19 protein-coding genes are annotated in these 21,612 nt (G+C 44.0%); 14 read left to right on the forward strand and 5 right to left on the reverse strand.

What is annotated here, in order from left to right; genetic code table 11:
- Positions 1 to 20: 20 nt before the first annotated feature.
- From Q0Q74_RS09735 to Q0Q74_RS09745, 3 genes are all read right to left on the reverse strand, one after another.
- On the reverse strand, positions 21 to 866 hold the full coding sequence (locus Q0Q74_RS09735; RefSeq protein ID WP_294430335.1) for a carbohydrate ABC transporter permease: 846 nt from the start codon (positions 864 to 866) through the stop codon (positions 21 to 23).
- A complete protein-coding gene (locus tag Q0Q74_RS09740; protein ID WP_294430336.1) occupies positions 863 to 1,810 on the reverse strand; it encodes a carbohydrate ABC transporter permease in 948 nt (315 codons plus the stop codon). Before Q0Q74_RS09740 ends, Q0Q74_RS09735 begins: the two co-directional genes overlap by 4 nt.
- 69 nt (positions 1,811 to 1,879) lie before the next feature.
- Entirely contained in the window at positions 1,880 to 3,196 is a 1,317-nt protein-coding gene (locus Q0Q74_RS09745; protein WP_294430338.1) for a carbohydrate ABC transporter substrate-binding protein, read from the reverse strand.
- 197 nt (positions 3,197 to 3,393) lie between these two features.
- Here Q0Q74_RS09745 and Q0Q74_RS09750 point away from each other — a divergent pair, with 197 nt between their 5' ends.
- The 6 genes from Q0Q74_RS09750 to Q0Q74_RS09775 all read left to right on the forward strand — a co-directional run bounded on the left by Q0Q74_RS09750 (position 3,394) and on the right by Q0Q74_RS09775 (position 11,490).
- Entirely contained in the window at positions 3,394 to 4,152 is a 759-nt protein-coding gene (locus Q0Q74_RS09750) for a helix-turn-helix transcriptional regulator (protein ID WP_294430339.1), read from the forward strand.
- Position 4,153: 1 nt separating this feature from the next.
- On the forward strand, positions 4,154 to 5,563 hold the full coding sequence (locus Q0Q74_RS09755) for a cobyrinate a,c-diamide synthase (RefSeq protein ID WP_294430340.1): 1,410 nt from the start codon (positions 4,154 to 4,156) through the stop codon (positions 5,561 to 5,563).
- 4 nt (positions 5,564 to 5,567) lie between these two features.
- Positions 5,568 to 6,599 (forward strand): cobalt-precorrin 5A hydrolase, encoded by a 1,032-nt coding sequence (locus Q0Q74_RS09760; protein ID WP_294430342.1) that lies wholly within the window; start codon positions 5,568 to 5,570, stop codon positions 6,597 to 6,599.
- Positions 6,596 to 7,375, forward strand: a complete 780-nt coding sequence (gene cobJ, locus Q0Q74_RS09765; RefSeq protein ID WP_294430343.1) for a precorrin-3B C(17)-methyltransferase — start codon at positions 6,596 to 6,598, stop codon at positions 7,373 to 7,375. Before Q0Q74_RS09760 ends, cobJ begins: the two co-directional genes overlap by 4 nt.
- A complete protein-coding gene (gene cobK / locus Q0Q74_RS09770) occupies positions 7,372 to 9,444 on the forward strand; it encodes a precorrin-6A reductase (protein ID WP_294430345.1) in 2,073 nt (690 codons plus the stop codon). Before cobJ ends, cobK begins: the two co-directional genes overlap by 4 nt.
- 87 nt (positions 9,445 to 9,531) lie before the next feature.
- Entirely contained in the window at positions 9,532 to 11,490 is a 1,959-nt protein-coding gene (locus tag Q0Q74_RS09775) for a GGDEF domain-containing phosphodiesterase (RefSeq protein WP_294430347.1), read from the forward strand.
- A gap of 33 nt (positions 11,491 to 11,523) precedes the next feature.
- Here Q0Q74_RS09775 and Q0Q74_RS09780 read toward each other — a convergent pair whose 3' ends face one another.
- Positions 11,524 to 12,675 carry an SGNH/GDSL hydrolase family protein gene (locus tag Q0Q74_RS09780; protein WP_294430349.1) on the reverse strand — a complete coding sequence of 384 codons (1,152 nt, stop codon included), beginning with the start codon at positions 12,673 to 12,675 and terminating at the stop codon, positions 11,524 to 11,526.
- 119 nt (positions 12,676 to 12,794) lie between these two features.
- Between Q0Q74_RS09780 and Q0Q74_RS09785 the strand changes: the two genes are divergently transcribed.
- The 7 genes from Q0Q74_RS09785 to Q0Q74_RS09815 all read left to right on the forward strand — a co-directional run bounded on the left by Q0Q74_RS09785 (position 12,795) and on the right by Q0Q74_RS09815 (position 19,604).
- Entirely contained in the window at positions 12,795 to 13,115 is a 321-nt protein-coding gene (locus tag Q0Q74_RS09785) for an amidohydrolase family protein (protein ID WP_294430352.1), read from the forward strand.
- A 56-nt stretch (positions 13,116 to 13,171) separates the two neighbouring features.
- Positions 13,172 to 14,338 carry an iron-containing alcohol dehydrogenase gene (locus Q0Q74_RS09790; RefSeq protein WP_294430354.1) on the forward strand — a complete coding sequence of 389 codons (1,167 nt, stop codon included), beginning with the start codon at positions 13,172 to 13,174 and terminating at the stop codon, positions 14,336 to 14,338.
- A gap of 217 nt (positions 14,339 to 14,555) precedes the next feature.
- A complete protein-coding gene (locus Q0Q74_RS09795) occupies positions 14,556 to 16,598 on the forward strand; it encodes a hypothetical protein (RefSeq protein WP_294430356.1) in 2,043 nt (680 codons plus the stop codon).
- 58 nt (positions 16,599 to 16,656) lie between these two features.
- Positions 16,657 to 17,172, forward strand: coding sequence for a TlpA disulfide reductase family protein (locus Q0Q74_RS09800; protein WP_294430357.1), 516 nt, complete (start codon positions 16,657 to 16,659; stop codon positions 17,170 to 17,172).
- On the forward strand, positions 17,169 to 17,321 hold the full coding sequence (locus Q0Q74_RS09805) for a CD1871A family CXXC motif-containing protein (protein WP_294430359.1): 153 nt from the start codon (positions 17,169 to 17,171) through the stop codon (positions 17,319 to 17,321). Before Q0Q74_RS09800 ends, Q0Q74_RS09805 begins: the two co-directional genes overlap by 4 nt.
- A 65-nt stretch (positions 17,322 to 17,386) precedes the next feature.
- Positions 17,387 to 18,706 carry a histidine-type phosphatase gene (locus Q0Q74_RS09810; RefSeq protein WP_294430361.1) on the forward strand — a complete coding sequence of 440 codons (1,320 nt, stop codon included), beginning with the start codon at positions 17,387 to 17,389 and terminating at the stop codon, positions 18,704 to 18,706.
- 7 nt (positions 18,707 to 18,713) lie between these two features.
- The gene (locus Q0Q74_RS09815; RefSeq protein ID WP_294430363.1) at positions 18,714 to 19,604 is read left to right on the forward strand and encodes a 4Fe-4S binding protein; all 891 of its coding nucleotides are present in this window, start codon (positions 18,714 to 18,716) and stop codon (positions 19,602 to 19,604) included.
- A 15-nt stretch (positions 19,605 to 19,619) separates the two neighbouring features.
- Here Q0Q74_RS09815 and Q0Q74_RS09820 read toward each other — a convergent pair whose 3' ends face one another.
- A complete protein-coding gene (locus tag Q0Q74_RS09820) occupies positions 19,620 to 20,954 on the reverse strand; it encodes a diguanylate cyclase (protein WP_294430366.1) in 1,335 nt (444 codons plus the stop codon).
- 109 nt (positions 20,955 to 21,063) lie between these two features.
- On the opposite strand from Q0Q74_RS09820, the gene Q0Q74_RS09825 reads away from it, so the two are divergent.
- Complete coding sequence (locus tag Q0Q74_RS09825; RefSeq protein WP_294430367.1) at positions 21,064 to 21,609, forward strand: GNAT family N-acetyltransferase; 546 nt, start codon at positions 21,064 to 21,066, stop codon at positions 21,607 to 21,609.
- Positions 21,610 to 21,612 lie beyond the last annotated feature (3 nt).

Genomic DNA, 21,612 nt, shown 5'->3' on the forward strand with positions numbered 1-21,612 from the left:
GTGTATAAAGCAGTTTTTTACTATTCCTTTACAGCACCAACGGAAACACCGCGGATAATGTATCGGGAAAGGAAAAGATATACGATTACCAGCGGAATGATTGCCAGACAGATAAACATATAAACTTGTCCCATGTCGAACTTCTGATAGTCTGCGCTTCGGAGCTGAGCAATCAGAATAGGAATTGTTTTCTTCATTTTGCTGTTGATTACAAGAGCCGGAATGAAGTAGTTGTTCCAAGAGCCGACGAAAGCGAAGATTGCCTGTACAGCGATTGCCGGTTTCATGAGCGGAATGACGATTGTATTGAAAATCCTGAATTCAGGACAACCGTCGATTCGGGCAGCCTCAACGATTGAATAAGAAAGTGAGGCCGTCATCGCCTGATACATATAGAAGAATACGACAGGTGAAGCGATTGCCGGGATGAAAAGTGCTAAAAGCGAGTCATACATGCCGACTTTGATAAGCAACTGAATGAAACCAAGGGAAGAAACCTGAGTCGGAATCATCATAATCGCAAGGATTACTTTGAATGCCGTGTTTTTACCCTTGAAGTTGTACATATAGATTCCGTATGCGGTCATTGCCGAGAAGTATGTTGTAAGAAGAGCCGACATGAACGAAACGAAAACGCTGTTGAACAAAGCCCGGACAATCGGAGTATTCGGATTTGAAACGAGATTTCTCAAATTTTCGAAGAAGAATGAGCCGAAGAAGGCAGAGAAACCTTTCTGAATCTGAGCATGGCTTCGTGTTGAGTTGACCAGAAGAATGAAGAACGGAAAGAGCGATGCCACGGTCAGTATGAAAAGAAATGTGTAGCACAGGTTTCTTTTGATAAAGGTGAATTTTGTCTGAATCATTTTCGACCTCCGGTCATGTTCTTATATTTTTTCATGGTCATTGAGTAAATTGTAAAGCTGAAGATACTTGTAAGGAAGAAGGTGATAACCGAAACTGCACCGGCCATACCGTAGTTCTTGCTGGCAAGATGTTTGTTCAAGTACATGATGAGGGTCATGCTTGTTCGGTTCGGGTTTCCTTCACCGTTGGTCAAAATCTGAGGAACATCGAACATCTGAATACCACCGATAAGGCTTGTAATCAGAACATAGATGAAGATTGGCATGAGCATTGGCATGGTGATTTTGAAGAATACCTGCAATGGGTTTGCGCCGTCGATTTTTGCAGCTTCAAAGATGCTGTCATCGATTCCCATGATTCCTGCCATGAGAAGGATTGTCGTGTTTCCGTACCACATGAGGAAGTTCATTGCGGCGACAAGTCCGCGTGTCCAGCTTACTGAACTGAGGAAGCGGATGTTTGATTCTGCAAGACCGATTCTGACCAAGATGCTGTTTGCCGGGCCGTTGTCTGAAAAGAGAGTGAAGAACAACATAGCGAAAGCAGAAGCCATAATCAGGTTCGGCATGTAAATTACAGTCTTAAAGAACTGCTGTGCTTTGATGCGAAGGTCGGTGTTTGTGAACCAAACCGAAAGAATCAATGCGATTACAATCTGAGGAATGAAACCTGCCATCCAGATGATGAAAGTGTTTCCGATGTAGTGAAGGATGTCGCTCTGGAAAACCTTTACGAAGTTTGCCAATCCGACAAAACGAGGTCCAATCTGCTGGAGTCCCTGTCTGTAATTTTCAAAGAAACTGTTTGCAAAAGTTGAAATTAGAGGGATTAGCGAGAATATCGTGAATACGATAAAGAAAGGCGCGATAAAGAAGTATCCCCATCTGTTGAAATCATAACCCCTGCGTTTTTTTAAGGTTTTTGATGTATCCGTTTTATTCATAGTTAATCCTCTCTGATTTGTCAGGAAATGGGCTGTCTGATGGGGCAGCCGCATTCCTTTTTTGACAATTTATTTTTTCAAGTTTGGATAAAGCTCAAGAACTGATGTGTAGAAGTTGTTCCATGCTGTATCAAGGTCGATTTTGCCGTCGAAGTAGTCTTTCATTGAAGACTGGATTTTCTCTGACATACCCTGGTCATACATAGAGACTCTGCTCTTGTCGATGCTTGTTGCTGAATCAAGGAAGAATTTGATGTGGTTCTGTCCGCCCAAGAACGGGTTCTGATAGTCGCTTACAGCGATTGCTTCCATTGCAGGAACATTGTTTGTGAAGTCACCTGATTTCTCAGCGATTTCAGTCATAACAGTTGTGTCGCAAGTGAGTGTTCGAAGGATGTCGCGGATAATCTCGATGTTGTCAGAGCCTTTTGCACCACAAATCCATGTTCCGCCCCAAGAGAAGCCCTGTGGACCTTTACAGAATGCCCAGTCGCCATAAGAGCCGTTGCCGATTTCGTGTGGAGCGTTCTGGTCGTCGAGAGAGCCAGGAGCCATAACGAAGTCGATGAACCATGCCGGTCCGAAGTAACCGAAGACTTTTCCTTTTGCGCCCATGCCCTGTGAGCTTTCTGGTGACCAGAGAGAAGCCTTGTTGTTGTATCCTTTGTCAGTGAATTCTTTTGTCTGTGCAATCCAAGCCTTAATCTGCGGATCGATTACGATTGTGTCGTTTACTACCCAAGGATTCTTCATGTTGTCGCTGTATACGCGGAATGCATCATCATAGCCAGAGAGCATGAAATATCCTTTTGCCTTTGCATCTTTTGCAACTGCATTGAATTTATCCCAGTCTGAAAGTGCCTTTCCGACCTCAACAGGATCATCTGTTCCCAAAACAGCTTTTGCGATTGAGCGGCGATAGATGTATCCGCCCGGACAAGCCTGCCATGTAAGGCCCTTGAGGTTTCCGTTTGAATCGGTAACGATGTCTTTAGTATATTTGTACTGATTTTTGATGTCGTCGTTTGTGATTCCGATGTCTTTGATTACATCGAGAGTGAAGTCAGTGTTTACATATTTGAGAGCGTAGTCAGCTTCAACAAGGAAGAGGTCAACTTTTTCATCCTGTGAAACTTCATCCTGACGCAACAATGCTTCGTCAAGTTTCTGCTGGTAAGCACCGCCCTGGCTTGGAGTGATGACCCAGTTGACTTTTACATCTTCCGGGAGTTTTGAAGCGTAGTAGGTGTTGAATCTGTCCTGGAATTCTTCGTTCCAGACATAGATATTCAAAACTTTTCCTGAACCAGCAGCTTTCTTTTCATTACAGCCGTTCAGTGCAACAAGTGATGCAAGCGCGAGCGCTGCGATAACGATTTTTTTCATACTTTTTTCCTCCTTGTATGAGCCGTCGTTTACTACAACCTTTTCGTATTTTATACTACTGCCGAACCGTTTGAAAAAATATCAATTAATTTGGAATAATAACAAAAAATTGGATAATTTTTAGTGGTGTTTCGGCAGACATGATATATAATATATTTATAACTATATATTTCTTCGTGCAGGATGTCAAAGAAAAAATGGAAATTCAGAACGAGCTTGCAAAAGTCGAGTTTAAGAACCGGGAATATCTCATCAATCACATCTCTTATGACAGGGAGATGGCTTTTTACCAGAGTATCGGCAACGGTGATATGGAAGAGATGAAACGGCTTTTTATGCCGCTGAATGTCGAAGGTTATGGAAAGCTCAGTGACAATCCTCTCCGAAATCTCAAATATCATCTTATTATTACCGTTGCAATGATTACGCGCTATGTCATTGAGGCAGGCCTCGAAATGGAAGCCGCCTACAATCTCAGTGACATTTATATCCGCAAAATCGATGTCTGTAATGATGAAGACAGCATCCGCGGAATCCATGAAGAATTATGCGAAGCCTATGTAAAGCGAATGCAGGCCTGTAAAAAGCGTTGTCTTTATTCAAAGCCGGTTTCGCACTGTATTGATTTTATTTATGACAATCTTCACGACAAAATTTCCCTTGAAGATTTAGCCGAAGCCTCTGGCGTAAGTTCTTCGTATATTTCAAAGCTTTTCCATTCAGAAGTCGGAATCACGATTGCGCAGTACATCCAGAAAAAGAAAATCGAAGCGGCTAAAAATCTTCTGCTGTTCACCGAATATTCAATCAGTGATATTTCAAATTACCTTCAGTTCAGCACAGAAAGCTATTTCATCAGCGTTTTCAGGAAATTTTGCGGTGTAACTCCCAAAAAGTTCCGTGAAGTGCATTTCCGCTCAAATCTTCCGCACGCCGAAGGCGCAATGGAACCCTAGAATGATTGATTTTGAGCCACAAATTTTCAATCCTCCACGGCTGATGATTGCCGCTCCGTCCAGCTCGTCCGGCAAGACGACTCTCACCTGTGCGCTTCTCCGTCTCCTTCAAAAATGCGGCAAGGTGCCGGTTTCGTTCAAGTGCGGCCCTGATTTTATCGATCCCATGTTTCATCAGCGTGTGCTGAATCTAAATTCCTGCAATCTTGACAGTTTTTTCTGCACTGATGAGCAGGTTCGCTTGCTGTTCAAAAACTGCTTTCTTGAGGCTGGTGCCGATTGCGCCGTAATTGAGGGCGTGATGGGGCTTTTTGACGGGCTTGCAGGAAAATCGCTCACCGCTTCAAGCTATGATATTGCTAAAATCACTGAAACGCCGATTCTGCTTGTGATTGACTGTACAGGCTTGAGCCGTTCCGTCGTTCCGCTCGTAAAAGGATTTTTGGATTATGACAGGCAAAATTCGAGCGGGGCAGGCAATCTGATAAAGGGCGTTTTTTTGAACAAGGCTTCAAAATCGCAGTTTGAGCTTCTAAAGCCACAGATTGAAGAAGAATGTGGAGTCAGAGTTTGCGGCTATCTTCAAAAAAATACGGAAAGTGTGTGGCAAAGCCGTCATTTAGGCCTGATTCTTCCATCAGAGATTAAGGCTTTGCATGACCAAATCGAAGTGACGGCAAATCTTCTTTCTGATACCCTTGATTTTTCGATTCTTGAAGATTTTATGCACGCAACTCTTCCATTGACCGTGCCTTGTGATTCTAAGAAATCCAATCAACTCAAGTCAAAAGTGATTGCCGTTGCCCGCGATGAGGCCTTTTGCTTTTATTACCGCGAAAATCTTCGTCTGCTTGAAGAAGCGGGTGCTCACCTCAAATTCTTTTCACCGTTGCATGATTCGTCTCTTCCGTCTGATGCGAAAGGAATTCTTCTTGGCGGCGGATATCCTGAACTTCATGCGTCATGCTTGCAGGAAAACGCTTCGATGCGGGCTTCAATAAAATCAGCCGTCAAAAACGGAATTTCTCTTCTTGCTGAATGCGGCGGATTCATGTACCTGCAAAACAAAATCAGCTGTTCGGTAAGTGAAGAATCTTCTTTTGAAATGTGCGGCGCACTGGAAGGGGAATGCCGCAACACAGGAAAATTAGTTCGCTTCGGTTATGCGGATTTTTCTTCAAATTCAATCGTTCCTGGTGCCAAAAACGGATTCTCTGTAAAAGGGCACGAATTTCACTATTTTGACAGCACGAATAACGGCTCGGCTTTTACGGCTCAAAAACCTCTTTCACAGCGAAGCTGGCAGTGCATGGTTCAAAGTGAGAAAATGCTTGCAGGTTTCCCTCATCTGTATTACCGTTCATGTCCTGATTTGTGCGACTGGTTTTTAAAATCATGTGAGGAAGGCTAGCTTAATGAGAGTGCATATCATATCTTTTACGGAAAACGGCTTTTCTCTGGCAAAAAAGATTCAAAATCTTCTATATAATAGTGGTGATATTGATGCCGAATCTTTCTTTGAGGATTTTTCTGAAATCACTGCTGCCTGCGTTGCTTCTCTGGCTGAGCCTTCATTGAATCTTTCTGAATGGGTAAAAACGCATTTTATAAAAGGAAACTGCCTTGTTTTTGTCGGTGCGGCCGGGATTGCCGTTCGCTCAATTGCGCCGTTCATAAAGGACAAAACTTCTGATGCTGCCGTTATCGTAATCGATGAAAAAGCGAATTTCGTGATTCCGATTCTTTCAGGGCATATCGGTGGTGCAAACCGAATTTCACGGCTCATTGCAGAAAAACTTGGCGCAAAGTCCGTGATTACGACCGCAAGTGATGTGAACAATCTTCCTGCAATTGACGAATTTGCGGCCAAAAACAATCTCATTATAAACGACATGAAAAAGGCTAAGGATTTTGCCGCGAAAATGTGTCATCTTCATTCGGGGCATGATAGTCAATCTGAGGGTGGTGATGACTCAAATCCCCGGTTTACAGTGTCAGTATATATCAAAAATGATATACTAAATTTGATTCCCAAGAGCGTGATTCTTGGTGTCGGCTGTAAAAATGGAAAATCGCCTGAAGAATTTGAAAAATTCATTCTGGAAGCGCTTGCCTCTCAAAAAATTGATTTTCGTGCCGTAGAAAAACTTGCTTCAATCGATTTGAAAAAAGACGAAGATGCGATTCTCTGTTTTGCAAAAAAATATGCGCTTTCTTTTGAGAGTTTTTCCGCAGAAGATTTGAATAAAATTCCGCAGGAAGTCAGCCATTCGGATTTTGTGTCAAAAATCACTGGCACGGATAATGTGTGCGAACGCTCTGTTTTTGCCGCAGGAGCAGACAATCTTATTATGCCGAAAATCTGTCGTGACGGAATGACGCTTGCAATCGGAGAGCGAAAAATCGAAATAAATCTGCCGCAAGGTCTAAAGGAGTGCCTTTTATGAAAAGTGGAATCCTTCAGGTAGTTGGAATCGGTCCGGGAAATTATGATATGATGACCGTTCAATGTGTAAAAGCGTTGAAAGATTGTGACTGTATTATCGGGTATGATGTTTATATCGATCTTGTGAAAGAGCATTTTCCTGACAAAGAATTCAAATCCACTCCGATGCGGAAAGAAGAAGAAAGGTGCCGTCTGGCAGTCGAAGAAGCGCTTTCGGGTAAAAATGTTGCCCTGATTTGTTCAGGCGATGCTGGCGTGTATGGAATGAGCGGACTGGCCTTTGAAATCGCCGCCGAATATGAAGCCTCTCGCCCGGATGAAAAGATTCAGATTTCTGTAATCCCTGGAATTACGGCTGCGTTGAGCGGTTCGGCTCTTTTGGGGGCCCCGTTGATTCATGATTTTGCCGTAATCAGTTTGAGCGATTTGATGACTCCGTGGGAAAAAATCGAAAAAAGACTGGATTTGGCTTCGAAAGCGGATTTTTGCGTGGTTCTTTACAATCCGATGAGCCACAAACGAAAGGACTATCTTTTTAAGGCCTGCCAGATTATGGCCAAAAATATCAGCGAAACGACTCCCTGTGCCTATGTGAAAAATATCGGTCGGAAAGGCGAGGAGTTCAAAATCCTTACTTTAAAAGAGCTTTCTGTGAGTGAACTGGATATGTTCTGTACGGTTTTTATCGGGAACAGTCAGACAAAAATCATTGAGGTGAATGGACAGAAACAGCTTGTTACGCCGAGGGGCTATGTGTTTGAGAGGGGCGAAAAATGAATGTCTTTATCTTTGCGGGAACAACAGAGGGGCGCTCGCTTGCTGAAATCATCTCAAAAAACAAAATCAACTGTACCGTAAGTGCGGCAACTGAATATGGGGCGAATCTTCTCCCTCGCGGCGAAAATATTGAAATCTTGTGCGGAAGAATGGATTGTGCTCAAATGGCAGAAAAACTTGAAAAAAAGGACTATGCCTTTGTAATCGATGCGACACACCCTTTTGCGGATAAAGCTTCTGAAGAAATAAAAAAGGCTTGTGAACTTACAAAAACTGAATATCTCAGGCTTGCACGGAACACGGATTGTCCTTCGGAAGTGGATGCGCTTTTTGACAGTCTTAGTGAAGCGGCGCAATGGCTTGAAGGGAAGAGCGGCAGGATTTTTGTTACGACTGGAAGTAAAGAGTTGCCTCTTCTGGCGCAAAAAATTTCTGATAAAAATCGGATTTTTGCTCGCGTGCTCCCGACTGCAGAAAGCCTTGAAATCTGTATGAAGGCCGGAATCCCGCAGGGGCAGATTATCGCAATGCAGGGGCCGTTTTCTGAAAAGATGAATGAAGTCCAGTTTGAAGAGAGTGGGGCGGAAATTCTTCTGACAAAAGAAAGCGGCGCGGCGGGTGGATTTTACGAAAAAATCGATGCGGCCGAAAAACTCGGAATGAAGATTGTTGTGATACGGAACCCGGAAAAGCATGGTGATTCGGAAAATTCCAGTGCGCATACAGTCGAAGAAATTCTTGAAAAAATCGGGATTCAGAACGCTTGTTCTGACCTTAAAGGCAAGGCCTCTTCTGCGCAGAAAAACAGAGCTATTTCGCTTGTTGGAATCGGCATGGGAAATGAAAATCTTTTCACGCAGAAAATGCGGGCAATTTTGTCTGAAGCGGACATAATTTTTGGTGCGGCTCGAATTCTCAAATCTGTCGAAAATTTGAAATCAGGCAAATGCCGCCTTGAAGAGCGTTATGAAGCCTCTAAAATCGCGGACTTCCTTAAAAATCACCCGGAATTCATGCGGCCTGTCGTTGTGCTTTCTGGTGACACAGGTTTCTTTAGCGGGGCGCCAAAATTCTTTGAGGAAGAGTTTTTTAAGGATTACGAGATTCAGGTTGAGAGCGGAATTTCTTCGCCACAATATCTTGCTTCAAGACTTGGAAAGCCATGGCAGAAATGGAAATTCCTTTCGCTTCATGGAGCAAAATGCAATTATATAGAAGAAATTCGTCGAAATTCGGCATGTTTTTTCATTCTTTCGGGTGCGGATGATTTGAAAATGCTTGGGGAGAAACTTGAGCTTGCCGTTCAGAATGGAATTCTGTCTTCTGTGAAGTGCTATATTGGTTCTAATCTTTCTTATGATGTCGAAAAAATCATACAGATTTCGCTGAAGGAAATGCAAAATTTCTCTGGAATCAAAAAGTCGCTGCATGTCCTGCTTGTTGAAAACGAAAATGCCGTGTCTGAGGGCGGACTTCCGCTTCTTGAAGACAGTGATTTTACTCGGACTGAGGAAATCCCGATGACGAAAAAGGAAATCCGTCAGTTGACGCTGTGTGCGCTCGGTCTTTCAAAATCAGCGGTTTTCTATGACATCGGCTCAGGGACAGGTTCGGTTTCGGTTGAGGCAGCAAGAATTGCCTTTGAGGGGCAGGTTTATGCTGTCGAGCGGAAAAAAGACGCGTTTATGCTCACGAAGGAAAATGTTCAGAAATTCTGCCTTGAAAATGTGACCTGCATTCATGCGGAGGCCAGTGATTTCCTTGACGATGAGGCGGTTCCATCCCCGACCCATGCTTTTATTGGCGGAAGCGGCAAAAATCTTTCTGAAATCATAAGGCTGCTTCTAAAAAAGAATCCGTCGGTCAGGATTGCGGCAAATTTCGTAAGCCTTGAGGGTTTTTGTGAAATGCAGGCGATTTTGAAAAATCTTGAGGAAAATCATGAAATTTGCGCTCCGGAAATCAAGCAGGTTTCCGTGAATCGCGTCCAGAGGGCGGGTGAGTTTCATCTGATGAAGGCTCAAAATCCGGTCTGGATAGTCAGTTTTTCTGGTGCGCAAAATGGCTAGCGTTATTCGGCACTTTCATAGATTTTATTTGTGATTTTTTACTATGTATGTTAAACTGTAATTAAACAGGGTAACTGGAAGGGGAGCATGTTTTCTATCAGGCAGATTCTCAAAAATGGTATCCACGGCATTAGAAATTTTCTCGGTTTACAAGGGTACAGCAGTTATTATAAGCATTATATTGATATAGATAATGCCCGGTCAGCAGTAATCATTTCAATCATTGTGATGATTCTGGAACTTTACATGATGGGCTATGTGTTCCTGCATATTCTGCTTGATTCTCGGCTCCGCACTTTTTATTGGATTGTCCAGCATCTTTCCGCTTATGTAATTCTTTTTACCGGCGGTCTCGTCCTGTTTCTCTTTTCAAACAATTTCTTGAAAGGCAAAACGCAAAATCGTGTTATGGGCAAAGTCATAATGATTCTTTTTGCGCTTTTGTGTCTGGCATTCGGTTCGTATATTTCGTTTCTTGACTATATCAAGGGCGAGCACATTCTCACATTCGTTGCGATGGAAATCCTCATCATGGGGCTTATGATTTGGCGCCCGGCCGTTTCCATCCCGTTGATTACAGGTTCATTCCTTTTTTTCTTTTACCTGTGTAATGCCAGAGTTCCTGCTTCTTATGCCACAAAAGTCAATCTTTTTATTGTCTGGCTTGCAATCGTAATCACTACGACAAGCCGCTTTCATCAGAAGACCCTCGAAGCTAAAAAGGCCGAGCACATCGAAAATGTCAACGCCTATCTGGGAGATGCTGCTGCCACAGATGAGGCTACCGGTATCGGAAACATGCTTTCGTTCCGAAATCGGGTCGCCGAAATCCGCAATACCGACAAAGAAGAATTCCTTTCCAGAATTTTCCTTTTTCTTGATGTCACGAATTTCAAGAGCTATAACGAAAGGCATGGTTTTGATGAAGGAACCAGCTTTTTGGGCAGGCTTGCGCATACGATTCAATACACTTTCATTGAAGACATTGTTGCCCGCTTCTCCGATGACCATTTCGTGATTTTCGCAAAACGCGACGGATTTGAGGAAAAAATTGATTCCGTACGAAAAAAAGTCATTGCCGCAGACAATGAAGTCAAACTCGGATTAAAAGTCGGTTCGTACATTCCAGAAGATGTCACTTGTCACACAAACACTGCTTGTGATTTTGCGCGCCATGCCTGTGAAAGCATAATCAAAAAATATGATGTCGATTACTGCGAATACACAACGGCGAGTGCAGAAGATTTTGCAAGAAAACAGTACATCATTAACAATATCGATAAGGCGCTTGCAGAAGGATACATTCAAATCTATTATCAGCCTGTCGTATTTGCCAAAAACAGGGAATTGTGCGGATTCGAGGCACTTGCCCGCTGGATTGATCCAAAGTATGGATTCATGCCGCCGTACACTTTCATTTCAGTTCTTGAAGAATATAGGCAGATTCATAAACTCGACGCATACATGCTTAAAATGATATGCGATGATATTGTCAATGCACCTGCAAAAAATGTGCCTGTTCTTTCGGTTTCAGTCAATTTTTCACGCCTTGATTTTGATCTTATGGACATAGAAAAACTGCTCGAAGAAAATGTCGAAAAGCGCGGTATCGATAAAAAACTGATTCACATTGAAGTGACCGAAAGTGCGCTCGCGCAGAATGACACAAATCTTCAGGACACATTGCATCGTCTTAAAGATAAGAATTATTCCCTCTGGCTTGACGATTTTGGTTCAGGCTATTCTGGTTTGAATATTCTCAAAGAATATGAATTTGATGTCATGAAAATCGACATGGCGTTTTTGAAGAATTTTTCTAATACACCGAAAACCCGTCCAATCCTTAAGAACATCATTTCGCTTGCAAACGACATCGGCATGCACACTCTTTCAGAAGGTGTTGAAACAGAAGAAGCCTTTGAGTTCCTTCGCTCAATCGGCTGCGAACGAATTCAAGGGTATCTCTTTGGGCGGCCAATGCCAAAAACTGAAGTAATGGAAAAAATGCGCAACGGCGAATTATTGCTTCCGAAGAAAGAGAAATAATTGATAATCCAAATGCCGAGTTGCGATTAGTGATTATGCCTTAAAAAGTTCTTCTGGAACAGCTTCGGCCATAGCTTTGTATGCCTCTTCGCTTGGATGCAGGTGGTCTCCGCTGTCAAAGCCGTCGGCAAAGGCTTCTGGCTTGTCTGGATTTCTGACAGCCTTATCAAAATCTACGCAGCCGTCAAATTCAGGGCATGTTCTGAGCCAGTCGTTGAATTCATTCCTGAGTTCGTTGCGGAAAGGTGCGTAGGTTCTCCAGCCAAAAATCGGGAGAAGAGTGCCTGACCAGACTTTGATTCCGAGCTTTTTCGCGTGTGAAATGTAAATCTCTTCTACGCCTTTTTCAAGCTCCTGTGCGGTCGGTAAATCTGACCATGGGCGGAATTTATTTACCTCAACACCGACCGGATGAATGATGTCGTTGATTCCATGCTGAATGATTACTGCCGAAGCACCCGCGACTTGCATTTCAATCGGGAAGCGGGTTGCGCCTTTGAGGCCATAAGCTGCGTAGGTGATGCAGTCGTATTGCCTTAGGATTCTTGTTCCGCAGACGGCTCGCCGGATAATCGCGACATTGCGGAATCCCTTGACCCATGCTTTTTGAGCAAGATGGTCTGGCCATGATTGAGCCGTAATTGAGTCACCGAAGCAGACAAGGGCATGATTCTTTTCTTCGGTAAAAACATCAACTGTATTCAAAAAGTAAAACCAGTTTGTGCTTCGGCTTAAATCGTTCGGAAAATCTTTTTTTTCTGCAAAATCACCATAAGCGTACTGACCTTTGGAAAGCGGGCCAGTTACAAGCGTTCCGGCATTCATCTGGGTAAAGCCTTCGAAATACATGGAAACTTCGATTGTTTGTCCGGCTTCAACTGGGAATGAGATTTCGTCCGAAGTGATTTCCATGCCGGCCGGAATTGAAAGCTCGGTGTTACCGTTCAGCGTGATTTTGACAGGCTTGTAATCTTCGTTTTTAACAGTGACAAAGGCCCGTGTGATTTTGACTTCTTCGGTTCCCGTAAGATTTGAAAAATGAAAGCGTAATTTGCTGCCTGAAAAAACGACACGGATGGGGTAGCGGAGCGTTAAATCCTTTGAGTAAATGGCTTCCTTTCGGTCTGTGATGGAAGTCGCGTTCCCCCAGCAGGCAACCCATTTTGTAAAAGACAAATCAGACATTTCAATCTCCAAATTCAGAGTATAATTTCGTACATTATGCAGAATTTTCAGAGAAATTTGAATCAGTTTTTTGATTTTCAGAGCGTACATGTTATAATGTTTTAGTTAAGGAATATAATTTGGAAAAAGCAGCTTTAGTTAAAAACATCAAGGCCTCAAAAGGGGAATGTCCGGCTGATTTAGTAATCAAAAACTGTCAGTTCGTTAATGTATTTTCTTCACAGATAACAAGAACAGATATTTATCATCTTTATGACCGTGGTGCAATTGCTCCTGGCTATAGGGCGGATATCGTTCTGGTAAATAATTTAAAGGATTTTGAGACAAAGAAAGTCTTCATCAAAGGCGAGCTTGTCGCAGAAGGATGGAGCCATTGCGATTACGATTGCTTAATAAGCGACAAAATGTTATTTATTTTGCTTTTTAGCATTGACAAGTAACTGATTATGACTTATGCTTAGTTTAGTGACGATATGTTACTTAAAGAGGTGATGATATGCTTGGAAATTTTTCTTATTCAAATCCGACAAAACTTTATTTTGGCGAGAATGCGCTGGATTTTTTGGATTCAGAGCTTCCTAAATATGGTAAAAAGATTCTTTTGACTTACGGCGGCGGCTCTATCAAGAAGAACGGCATTTATGATGCGGTGGTGGCTGCTCTCAAAAAGAACGGAAAGGAAATTGTGGAGCTTTGTGGCGTTATGCCGAACCCGACGAGCGAAAAGCTGATTGAAGGCTGCAAACTTGCCCGTGCGGAAAATGTTGATTTTATTCTGGCTGTTGGCGGCGGTTCTACTATTGATTATGCAAAAGGTGTTGCTGTGGGCGCATGGTATGAGGGTGACCCGTGGGAAAAATTCTACCTCAAAATGGAAAATCCTGAGAACAAAATCCTTCCGCTGGGCGCAGTGCTCACGATGGTCGGAACGGGCAGTGAGATGAACGGCGGTTCTGTCATCACAAATCATGCGCAGAAGCTTAAAATCGGTCATGTCTTTGGTGAAGAAGTGTTCCCTAAGTTCGCAGTTTTGAATCCTCGTTTTACTTTCAGCGTTCCTAAGCGACAGATGGTTGCGGGAATTTACGATATTTTCAATCACATATGCGAGCAGTATTTTTCGGGCAGTGACGACAGCGCGAGTGACTATCTTGCAGAAGGGCTTATGCGCTCGGTCATTCACGCTTCACGGATTGCGGTCAAAAATCCCGAAGACTACGAGGCTCGAAGCAATTTGATGTGGGATGCGACATGGGCTTTGAACACGCTGATTGGAAAGGGTAAGAGCGAGGACTGGATGGTTCACATGATTGGCCAGGCAGTCGGCGCGTACACTGATGCAACTCACGGAATGACATTGAGTGCGGTGAGTCTTGCATATTACAAAACACAGATGGAAGCGGGGTTGGCAAAATTTGTTCGTTTTGCAAAGAATGTGTGGGATGTCCGCGCGGAAGGAAAATCCGACAAGGCTGTGGCAGAAGAAGGCCTTAATGCGATGAAGGCGTGGATGCAGGAAATCGGCGTTTCGCTTTCGCTTAAAGAGCTTGGCGTAACACCGGATATGTTTGAAGGAATTGCGAGCGCGACATTCATCCTCAACGGCGGGTATAAGGTGCTTACAAAGGATGAGGTTATTCAGGTGCTGAAGGAGAGTTTGTAATTTATAAATCGGGAGTTCTGTCACTTTTCTGAAAATCCTTTCATCTTCATTTCATCTCGCCTTAATGTTCCAAATAACAAGTTGTTGTATCGTAAAATCATAAGAATATGGGCGCAACCCTTCGGGTCGGGTGTTCCGTGGCTCACTAACGCTCGGTGCTCACGCACTGGCTACGCCACCACTCCATACCCTTGCGCAACTCTTCTGGAGGCATTTTATGAAATTTTTACGAAACAACTTTCTTACAGCGATGTTGCTTTCGCTTGTAGTTCCGGCATTTTCCGCGACAAAATACAGCACAAATCCCGATGAGTGCGTTGACGGCGTTTGCTTTGTTCCCCAGTATGCAGACGACGGCCGGGAAAATTACGCGATTGTCTCACCGGTCGGCTATCACGATGTTCCGATGATTAAGCAGGCAAAACGGCTCGACACCCTCAAAGGAAAGACAATCGGTCTTGTGGGCGGCTCTTTTATGGCAGTCACAACGCACAACGAGCTTAAACGCTGCATCGAAAAAGAATTCCCCACGGCAAAAATCTACATGTTCGATGACATTGGTCAGGCAGGGCCGTATTCGGTTTTCGGTCAGACCGAAAAAACAAAGGCTTTTCAGGAAAAGCTCAAAGAACTTAAAGTTGATGCCGTAATCGTTGGAAACTGTGGCTGCGGACTTTGCACCACAAAAGAGACAGGCGATTCTATTGCCGCTGAATATATCGGGATTCCGACTGTGACCGTTGCCGCTCCAACTTTCGTGGCACAAGTTCATTCCACAGGCGTAAACCGTGGCGTTCCCGTCCTGCGCACGGCTGAATACCCCGGTGCTTTTGCTTCACATTCAACAGACGAACTCAAGAAAAATGCCCGCGAAGTCCTGTGGCCTCAGATTAAGACCGCCCTCACAACTCAGATTACAAAAGAAGAAATCGCAAGATACGCGCCCGAAGGAAAGCGTCCTGCCGACGAAATCATCTATTACGGAAACTACGATGAGATTCAGGAATATATGCGGATAAACGGCTGGACTGACGGTCTGCCCGTTGTTCCGCCGACAGACGAAGCAATTCAGGAGTATCTGAAATTCACAGGGTTTAAGGGAAGTGATGTTCTGGGAATTTTTGCGCTCGCTTACCGGGAATGTTCGGTTTACACGGTGGCTGCAAATGCGGTTATGGCAGGTGTCCCGCCTGAGTTCATGCCGATTTGTATCGCATTCGTGCAGGGAATGAACAACGGCGAATGGCGAAAACCGCTTGCAAGCACTCACAGCTGGACTCCGTTTGCATGGCTCAACGGCCCGCTTGCCCGCCAGCTCGGAATCGACAATCAGCAGGGAATGATCAGCGAAAAGGCAAACAAAGCCCTCGGCCGCTTCATCGACCTTGCAATGCTCAATATCGGTGGCTACTATGTCAAAGAAAACCGCATGGGTTCTTTCGGCTACCTCACGCCGTTCACATTCAGCGAAGATGATGAGGCCTGCGTTAAAATCGGCTGGAAGCCTTACCATGTTCAGCAGGGATTTGACCTCAACGCAAACACAATCACGGCAGGTAGCGCGCTCGCATGGGGAAACAACATCACGCCTGCGACCGATGATGCCGAAAAAATCATGAATCTCATGGCATTCGACATCACCGAAAAACAGCAGAACGGACTTGGAAACACAAAAGCTCAGGTTCCGCGCACTGTTTTTATCACGGAATATGTGGCAAAAGACCTTGCAAAAGACTACAAGACCAAATCAGATTTAGAAGACGCACTGATTGAAACAGCCCGCCGCCCGCTCGCACTGCGCACTTACGCTCATTACTGGGCAAACACTGGAAGCCAGCAGTACAAACGGCGTACTTTTGACGAGCACTACGAAATGCTCAAAAAAGACGATGAAGAGCAGGCAAAGCTCACACCCACGCCCGAATGGTACAAGCCGATTATCGATGAAAAGGAAATAATGACCATCGCCACGATGAACAAAGGCGACACAGCTTTCCTCGTCACAGGCGACGCAAACCGTAACAAAGTGCAGGTCATGCCCGGCGGCGGTTTCGTCACCACGGAAATCAAGCTCCCTAAAAATTGGAACGAGCTTGTGGCTCCGCTTGGTTACGAGCCGATTGAAAACTTTTATCTGAAAGCAAACTTCAACAAGGATGAAGGAAAAAAGGCTGCCACGACAAATAAAAGCAAGAAACAGCCGACTGCCGGAAAAACGCCCAAACAGCCGAAAAAACCGGTAACACCGAAGAATAAGTAACAAAGTCACAGACTAAAGTGAATTCTGTGGTAGAATAAAAACAATAGGAGTAACCACTATGAAAAAATTACTTACACTTATCGCACTTCTTGCCATCACAACGCTTTCATTCGCACAGAAAGCGGGCGACAAAATCTCATTCACTGCGACAGATTTGAACGGTGCTGCCGTCACAAGCGAGATTTTCGCAAAAAACAAAGTGACCATGCTGAACATCTGGGGAACTTTCTGCGGACCGTGCATCCGCGAAATGCCGGACCTTGCAAAAGTCAGCGAAGCGAACAAATTGAACGGCGTTGAAGTCGTCGGAATCGTGATTGACATCCTTGACCGCAAAGGAAATGTCGACTCGCGCATAAAATCCAGCGGCGAAGCAATCATCAAGCAGACAGGCGCGAACTACACGCACATCGTTCCGAATCCCGAAATGTTTGGCGGTCTTCTCAAAGGCATTCAGGCCGTTCCAACGACGATTTTCGTGGACTCAAACGGGAAGCAGATTGGCGAGGCATATCTAGGTTCTCGCAGCCAGAAAGACTGGCAAAAGATTATCGATGAGATTTTAAAGAAATGAAACTGAGCGACAAAAAACGCAGAATCATCGCAATTATTTCACTCTGTCTCGGAATTGCCCTCGTGATTGCGGGCATTTTCCGTGGCGAGGCGGAGACTGTCTTCAACAAAGCCACCCGAATCTGCATGGAATGTATCGGAATAGGCTGAAATTGAAGCCAAGTCTCAGGAAAGAAAGTGACAGCTGAAATTTGTCATGCTATACTTTTGACATTATGAACACAATGAAACGCTTTTTATTCTTGACCGCAATAGCGGCTGTTATACAGTTTTCTTTTTTTGGCTGCGCAAGCAGTAGCAAGGTCTCTCAGAAAAGCGAGGAGCTTCTTCCGCGCGTTGAGCGTGTCGCCGATTTTCATGAGCGGTATTCTCTTGAGCGCGTCGTGGTTTTAAGCCGGCATAACATCCGCTCTCCGCTTTCGGGAAATGGCTCGGCTCTTTCAAAGCTTACTCCGCACCAGTGGTTTAACTGGACATCGGCTCCTTCAGAGCTTTCTCTCCGCGGTGGTGTGCTTGAAACTGTTATGGGGCAGTACTTCAGAAAATGGCTTGAAAGTGAAAAGCTGATTCCAGAAAACTATATTCCAAAAAACGGCGAAATGCGATTTTATGCCAATTCGATGCAGCGGACAATCGCAACGGCACAGTATTTTTCAAGCGGAATGCTTCCGGTTGCCAATGTTCAGATTGAGCACAAATATCTTCCAAGCAAGATGGATGCAGTTTTTACTCCTCAGATTACGCACATCGACGATGCGTTTGAAAAAAAAGCCCGAAACGATATTGAAAATCTTGGTGGCAACGGCGGCCTTAACGCGCTGTGCAAAACGCTCCTTCCTGCCTATGCCGTTCTTGAAAAAACGCTTGATTTTGACCAGTCTGCATATGCCCAGGAAAATTCCTTCAATCATTTCAAATATGATGACACGGAGATTATTCTTAAAGAAAACAACGAACCTAGCATGAAAGGCTCCCTCAAAACGGCAACTTCCGCTAGTGACGCGCTTGTTTTGCAGTATTATGAGGAGCCGGATGTCAAGAAGGCTGCTTTCGGGCACAAGCTTTCAGAACATGACTGGGAGCTGATTGCAAGCATAAAGGATGTGTATGGCGATGTGCTTTTTACCGCACCTTCTGTTGCAAAACAATGTGCCAGCCCGCTGCTTTCAGTCATAAAAGAAGAGCTTACGGTTCCAGAGCGGAAATTTTCATTTTTGTGCGGACACGATTCAAATATTGGAAGCGTGCTTGCCTCTCTTGATGTAGAGTCCTATGAGCTTCCATGTGCTATCGAAAAGAAAACGCCGATTGGCTCCAAAGTGGTTATCTCAGTCTGGAAGGACAAGAGCGGGGCAGAATTTGCAGAACTTACGCTTGTTTATCAGACCGTTGCTCAGTTACGAAGCATGGAACTTCTGACGCTTGAAAATCCGCCTGCCGTGTATAGCCTTTCTCTAACCGGGCTTTCAAAAAACGGCGACGGCTTGTATTTGTTGCCCGAAGTGACAGAAAGATGTGCTCAGGCAGTACAGTAACTCTCATATGAATAACAAAAGAAAACATCATTCCCGCATTCGTCTCATAATTCAGGCTTGTTTTGCCGCACTTTCAAACGGCTACATCAAAGGCTTTGCGAACGGCAAGATTTTTGATGGCAGCTCGAAATTCGTCTGCGTTCCGGGGATGAACTGCTATTCCTGTCCGGGTGCTCTTTGTGCGTGCCCGATTGGCTCATTGCAGGCAACGCTCAATGCCCGCGAATACCGCATTTCAATGTACATCGTGGGACTGCTCGTTGTTTTCGGAACGCTTCTCGGCCGGTTTGTGTGCGGATTTTTGTGTCCGTTCGGTCTTGTTCAGGATTTGCTTTTTAAGATTCCGTTCGTCAAGAAAATCCGCCGTTTGCCAGGTGAAAAGCTCTTGCGCTGGCTCCGTTTCGTCTTCTTGGGTGTTTTCGTTATAATCTTGCCGATGTTCGTTATCGACATTACTGGTCTGGGCGAGCCGTGGTTCTGCAAGTGGATTTGCCCAGTCGGCACTCTTGAAGGCGGAATACCGCTCGTGCTTTTGAACAATGCGATGCGCGGTGCTGCGGGCTTTATCTTCCGTTGGAAGCTCGCAATCCTCATAATCACGCTTATTTCTTCTATTGTAATATACCGTCCGTTCTGCCGGTATGTCTGTCCGCTCGGTGCGATTTACGGAATCTTCAATAAAATCTCGTTTTATCGCTTCAAAATTGACGGTGAAAAATGCACGAAATGCGGTGCGTGTCAGAAAATCTGCAAGCTCGATATACCTATTTACGAAAAACCGAACTCAATGGACTGCATCCGTTGCGGCGATTGCAAGGCGGGCTGCCCGCATGGGGCAATATGCGTTGGTTTCACAGAAAAAAAAGCGCTCGACATGAAAGATACAATCAGAATCTGAACGGGGAGTGGAATTCTACATCGGAATTATAATTCCGCCAAAGTACTCTGCGTTTCCCTTGCTATCGGTCAGAACGAAACTTCTTAGGGTCAGGAGTGCGTAATTGCCATCTGCTTTTCTGGCTCTGTAAACTAAAGGGTGAGACATATCTGCAGTGCCGCACAAAGCAGCCTCCATAATATTTCTATATGCTTTAAGGTCGTCTGGATGAACTTTTTCCTGCCATAATTCATTGGCATGATACATATATTCTGATTTCATGCCAAAATCGTCTACCAGAGGAAGTGCCCATCTTGAATAATCATAATGCATGTCACAAAGGAAGACATAACCGCCACCGCTGACTGTACACAAACCTCCAAAAAGAGCATCCAGTATACGCCTTCTTTCAGGAGTGATTTGCTTTTTATTATCAAGATTTCCGAAAGACTGTTTCTGATTCGTGGATTTTACTTCTTTTTTATTTTCATACATGGCTTTATCGGCTCGTTCAAAAACCTTTGAAAAATCATCATCTGATTCAGGTTCATAAACTGCCATACCGCATGCAACAACAGGACCTGAGCGGGAGCGTTTGTTTATAAAAGATTCTTCTTTGAGATTTTCAAGAAGGGCTTCCCTGTTCTCATAGTCAGTGTCAGTCAGAATTATGACAAATTCATCACCACCAATCCTGAAAATCGGGCTGTGGGCAAAAATATCACATAGCATTCGGCTCGTTCTTTGGATGGCTTCATCACCATAGCTATGACCGCGAGTGTCGTTTATGAGCTTTAAATCGTTCATATCGCACATGATAATTCCGAAATGGTAATCCTTAACGCCTTTTTCCAGCTTGTGCTGTATGGATTCAGAAAGCTCCTTAAAAGCATTTTTGTTGCGGACGCCCGTCAGCTCGTCAAACCGTGCCATTCGCTTTTCAGATTCAAGAATTTTCTTGAAAACTTCATTTTTATGGAACTCTTCTTCAATATTTTCAAGACAACAGAGTACATGCTCCTTATCCTGACACAAGAATACGGAATACCGCATGTGAATGTATTTGCCGCCTATATGCACTCGATAAATTACAGAAAAGGATTTGCTGTTAGCTATTTGTTCCTGCGTTAATTCTTTATCGAATGTCTGATTAAATTTGTCTAAATCATTCTGATGGATAAAGGTTTCCGCGCATTTTTTTAAATCAGAAAAAAAGTCATCACCATAAAAGGGAAAACCATTTTTTTCCATAACTTTCATAGATACGAGATTTGTGTAATGTCCTGTGTTTATATCAACATAATAAACACAGTCATAATGTTCAATCAGAGTAACGGCAACCTGACTGAAACCTTCTTTCGTTTTATCCATATTATTTTAATTTTACTACTGAAATTTCCAGAAAGCAATCTATTTATAAAATCTTCTGAAAACTATTGAAGTTGATTGAGAATAGGAGATAGAATCAAGGTGAGTAAAAATGAAATTTAGTCAAAAAATAATTCTGAAAAACGGAAAGGACGCATATCTCAGGAATGGTGAAGCCTCTGATGGAAAAGCGGTTTTTGATGTCTTTAATCTTACCCATGAAGAGACCGATTTTCTGCTTTCTTATTCTGATGAAAATAGTTATAACGCTGAGCAGGAAGCAGCCTTTCTGGATGAAAAAGCTAAAAGTGATAACGAAATAGAAATTGTTGCGCTTGTAGACGGAAAGATTGTAGGAACAGCTGGTTTTGAAAGGGTAGGAACAAAATATAAGGTTCGTCATCGCGCTGAATTTGGAATCAGCATCGCAAAAGATTATTGGGGACTTGGATTAGGCAGGGCATTAACTTCTGCCTGTATTCAATGTGCAAGAGAAGCTGGTTTCGCCCAGTTGGAGCTGGATGTTGTGGCAGACAATAAGCGTGCAATATCTATGTATAAAAGCTTAGGATTTACGGAATTTGGCCGAAATCCTAAAGGCTTTAATTCCAGATTCTGCGGATTCCAGGAACTTGTTTATATGCGGCTTGGGTTATAGTTC

This window comes from uncultured Treponema sp. (genome assembly GCF_946187725.1).
In the GTDB taxonomy this organism is placed as follows: Bacteria; Spirochaetota; Spirochaetia; order Treponematales; family Treponemataceae; genus Treponema_D.

Bases quoted from the DNA above. Each gene is read 5' to 3' on its own strand.
- Q0Q74_RS09735 (WP_294430335.1), bottom strand. From the start codon at position 866: ATGATTCAGACAAAATTCACCTTTATCAAAAGAAACCTGTGCTACACA.
- Q0Q74_RS09740 (WP_294430336.1), bottom strand. From the start codon at position 1,810: ATGAATAAAACGGATACATCAAAAACCTTAAAAAAACGCAGGGGTTAT.
- Q0Q74_RS09745 (WP_294430338.1), bottom strand. From the start codon at position 3,196: ATGAAAAAAATCGTTATCGCAGCGCTCGCGCTTGCATCACTTGTTGCA.
- Q0Q74_RS09750 (WP_294430339.1), top strand. From the start codon at position 3,394: ATGGAAATTCAGAACGAGCTTGCAAAAGTCGAGTTTAAGAACCGGGAA.
- Q0Q74_RS09755 (WP_294430340.1), top strand. From the start codon at position 4,154: ATGATTGATTTTGAGCCACAAATTTTCAATCCTCCACGGCTGATGATT.
- Q0Q74_RS09760 (WP_294430342.1), top strand. From the start codon at position 5,568: ATGAGAGTGCATATCATATCTTTTACGGAAAACGGCTTTTCTCTGGCA.
- cobJ (WP_294430343.1), top strand. From the start codon at position 6,596: ATGAAAAGTGGAATCCTTCAGGTAGTTGGAATCGGTCCGGGAAATTAT.
- cobK (WP_294430345.1), top strand. From the start codon at position 7,372: ATGAATGTCTTTATCTTTGCGGGAACAACAGAGGGGCGCTCGCTTGCT.
- Q0Q74_RS09775 (WP_294430347.1), top strand. From the start codon at position 9,532: ATGTTTTCTATCAGGCAGATTCTCAAAAATGGTATCCACGGCATTAGA.
- Q0Q74_RS09780 (WP_294430349.1), bottom strand. From the start codon at position 12,675: ATGTCTGATTTGTCTTTTACAAAATGGGTTGCCTGCTGGGGGAACGCG.
- Q0Q74_RS09790 (WP_294430354.1), top strand. From the start codon at position 13,172: ATGCTTGGAAATTTTTCTTATTCAAATCCGACAAAACTTTATTTTGGC.
- Q0Q74_RS09795 (WP_294430356.1), top strand. From the start codon at position 14,556: ATGAAATTTTTACGAAACAACTTTCTTACAGCGATGTTGCTTTCGCTT.
- Q0Q74_RS09800 (WP_294430357.1), top strand. From the start codon at position 16,657: ATGAAAAAATTACTTACACTTATCGCACTTCTTGCCATCACAACGCTT.
- Q0Q74_RS09805 (WP_294430359.1), top strand. From the start codon at position 17,169: ATGAAACTGAGCGACAAAAAACGCAGAATCATCGCAATTATTTCACTC.
- Q0Q74_RS09810 (WP_294430361.1), top strand. From the start codon at position 17,387: ATGAACACAATGAAACGCTTTTTATTCTTGACCGCAATAGCGGCTGTT.
- Q0Q74_RS09815 (WP_294430363.1), top strand. From the start codon at position 18,714: ATGAATAACAAAAGAAAACATCATTCCCGCATTCGTCTCATAATTCAG.
- Q0Q74_RS09820 (WP_294430366.1), bottom strand. From the start codon at position 20,954: ATGGATAAAACGAAAGAAGGTTTCAGTCAGGTTGCCGTTACTCTGATT.
- Q0Q74_RS09825 (WP_294430367.1), top strand. From the start codon at position 21,064: ATGAAATTTAGTCAAAAAATAATTCTGAAAAACGGAAAGGACGCATAT.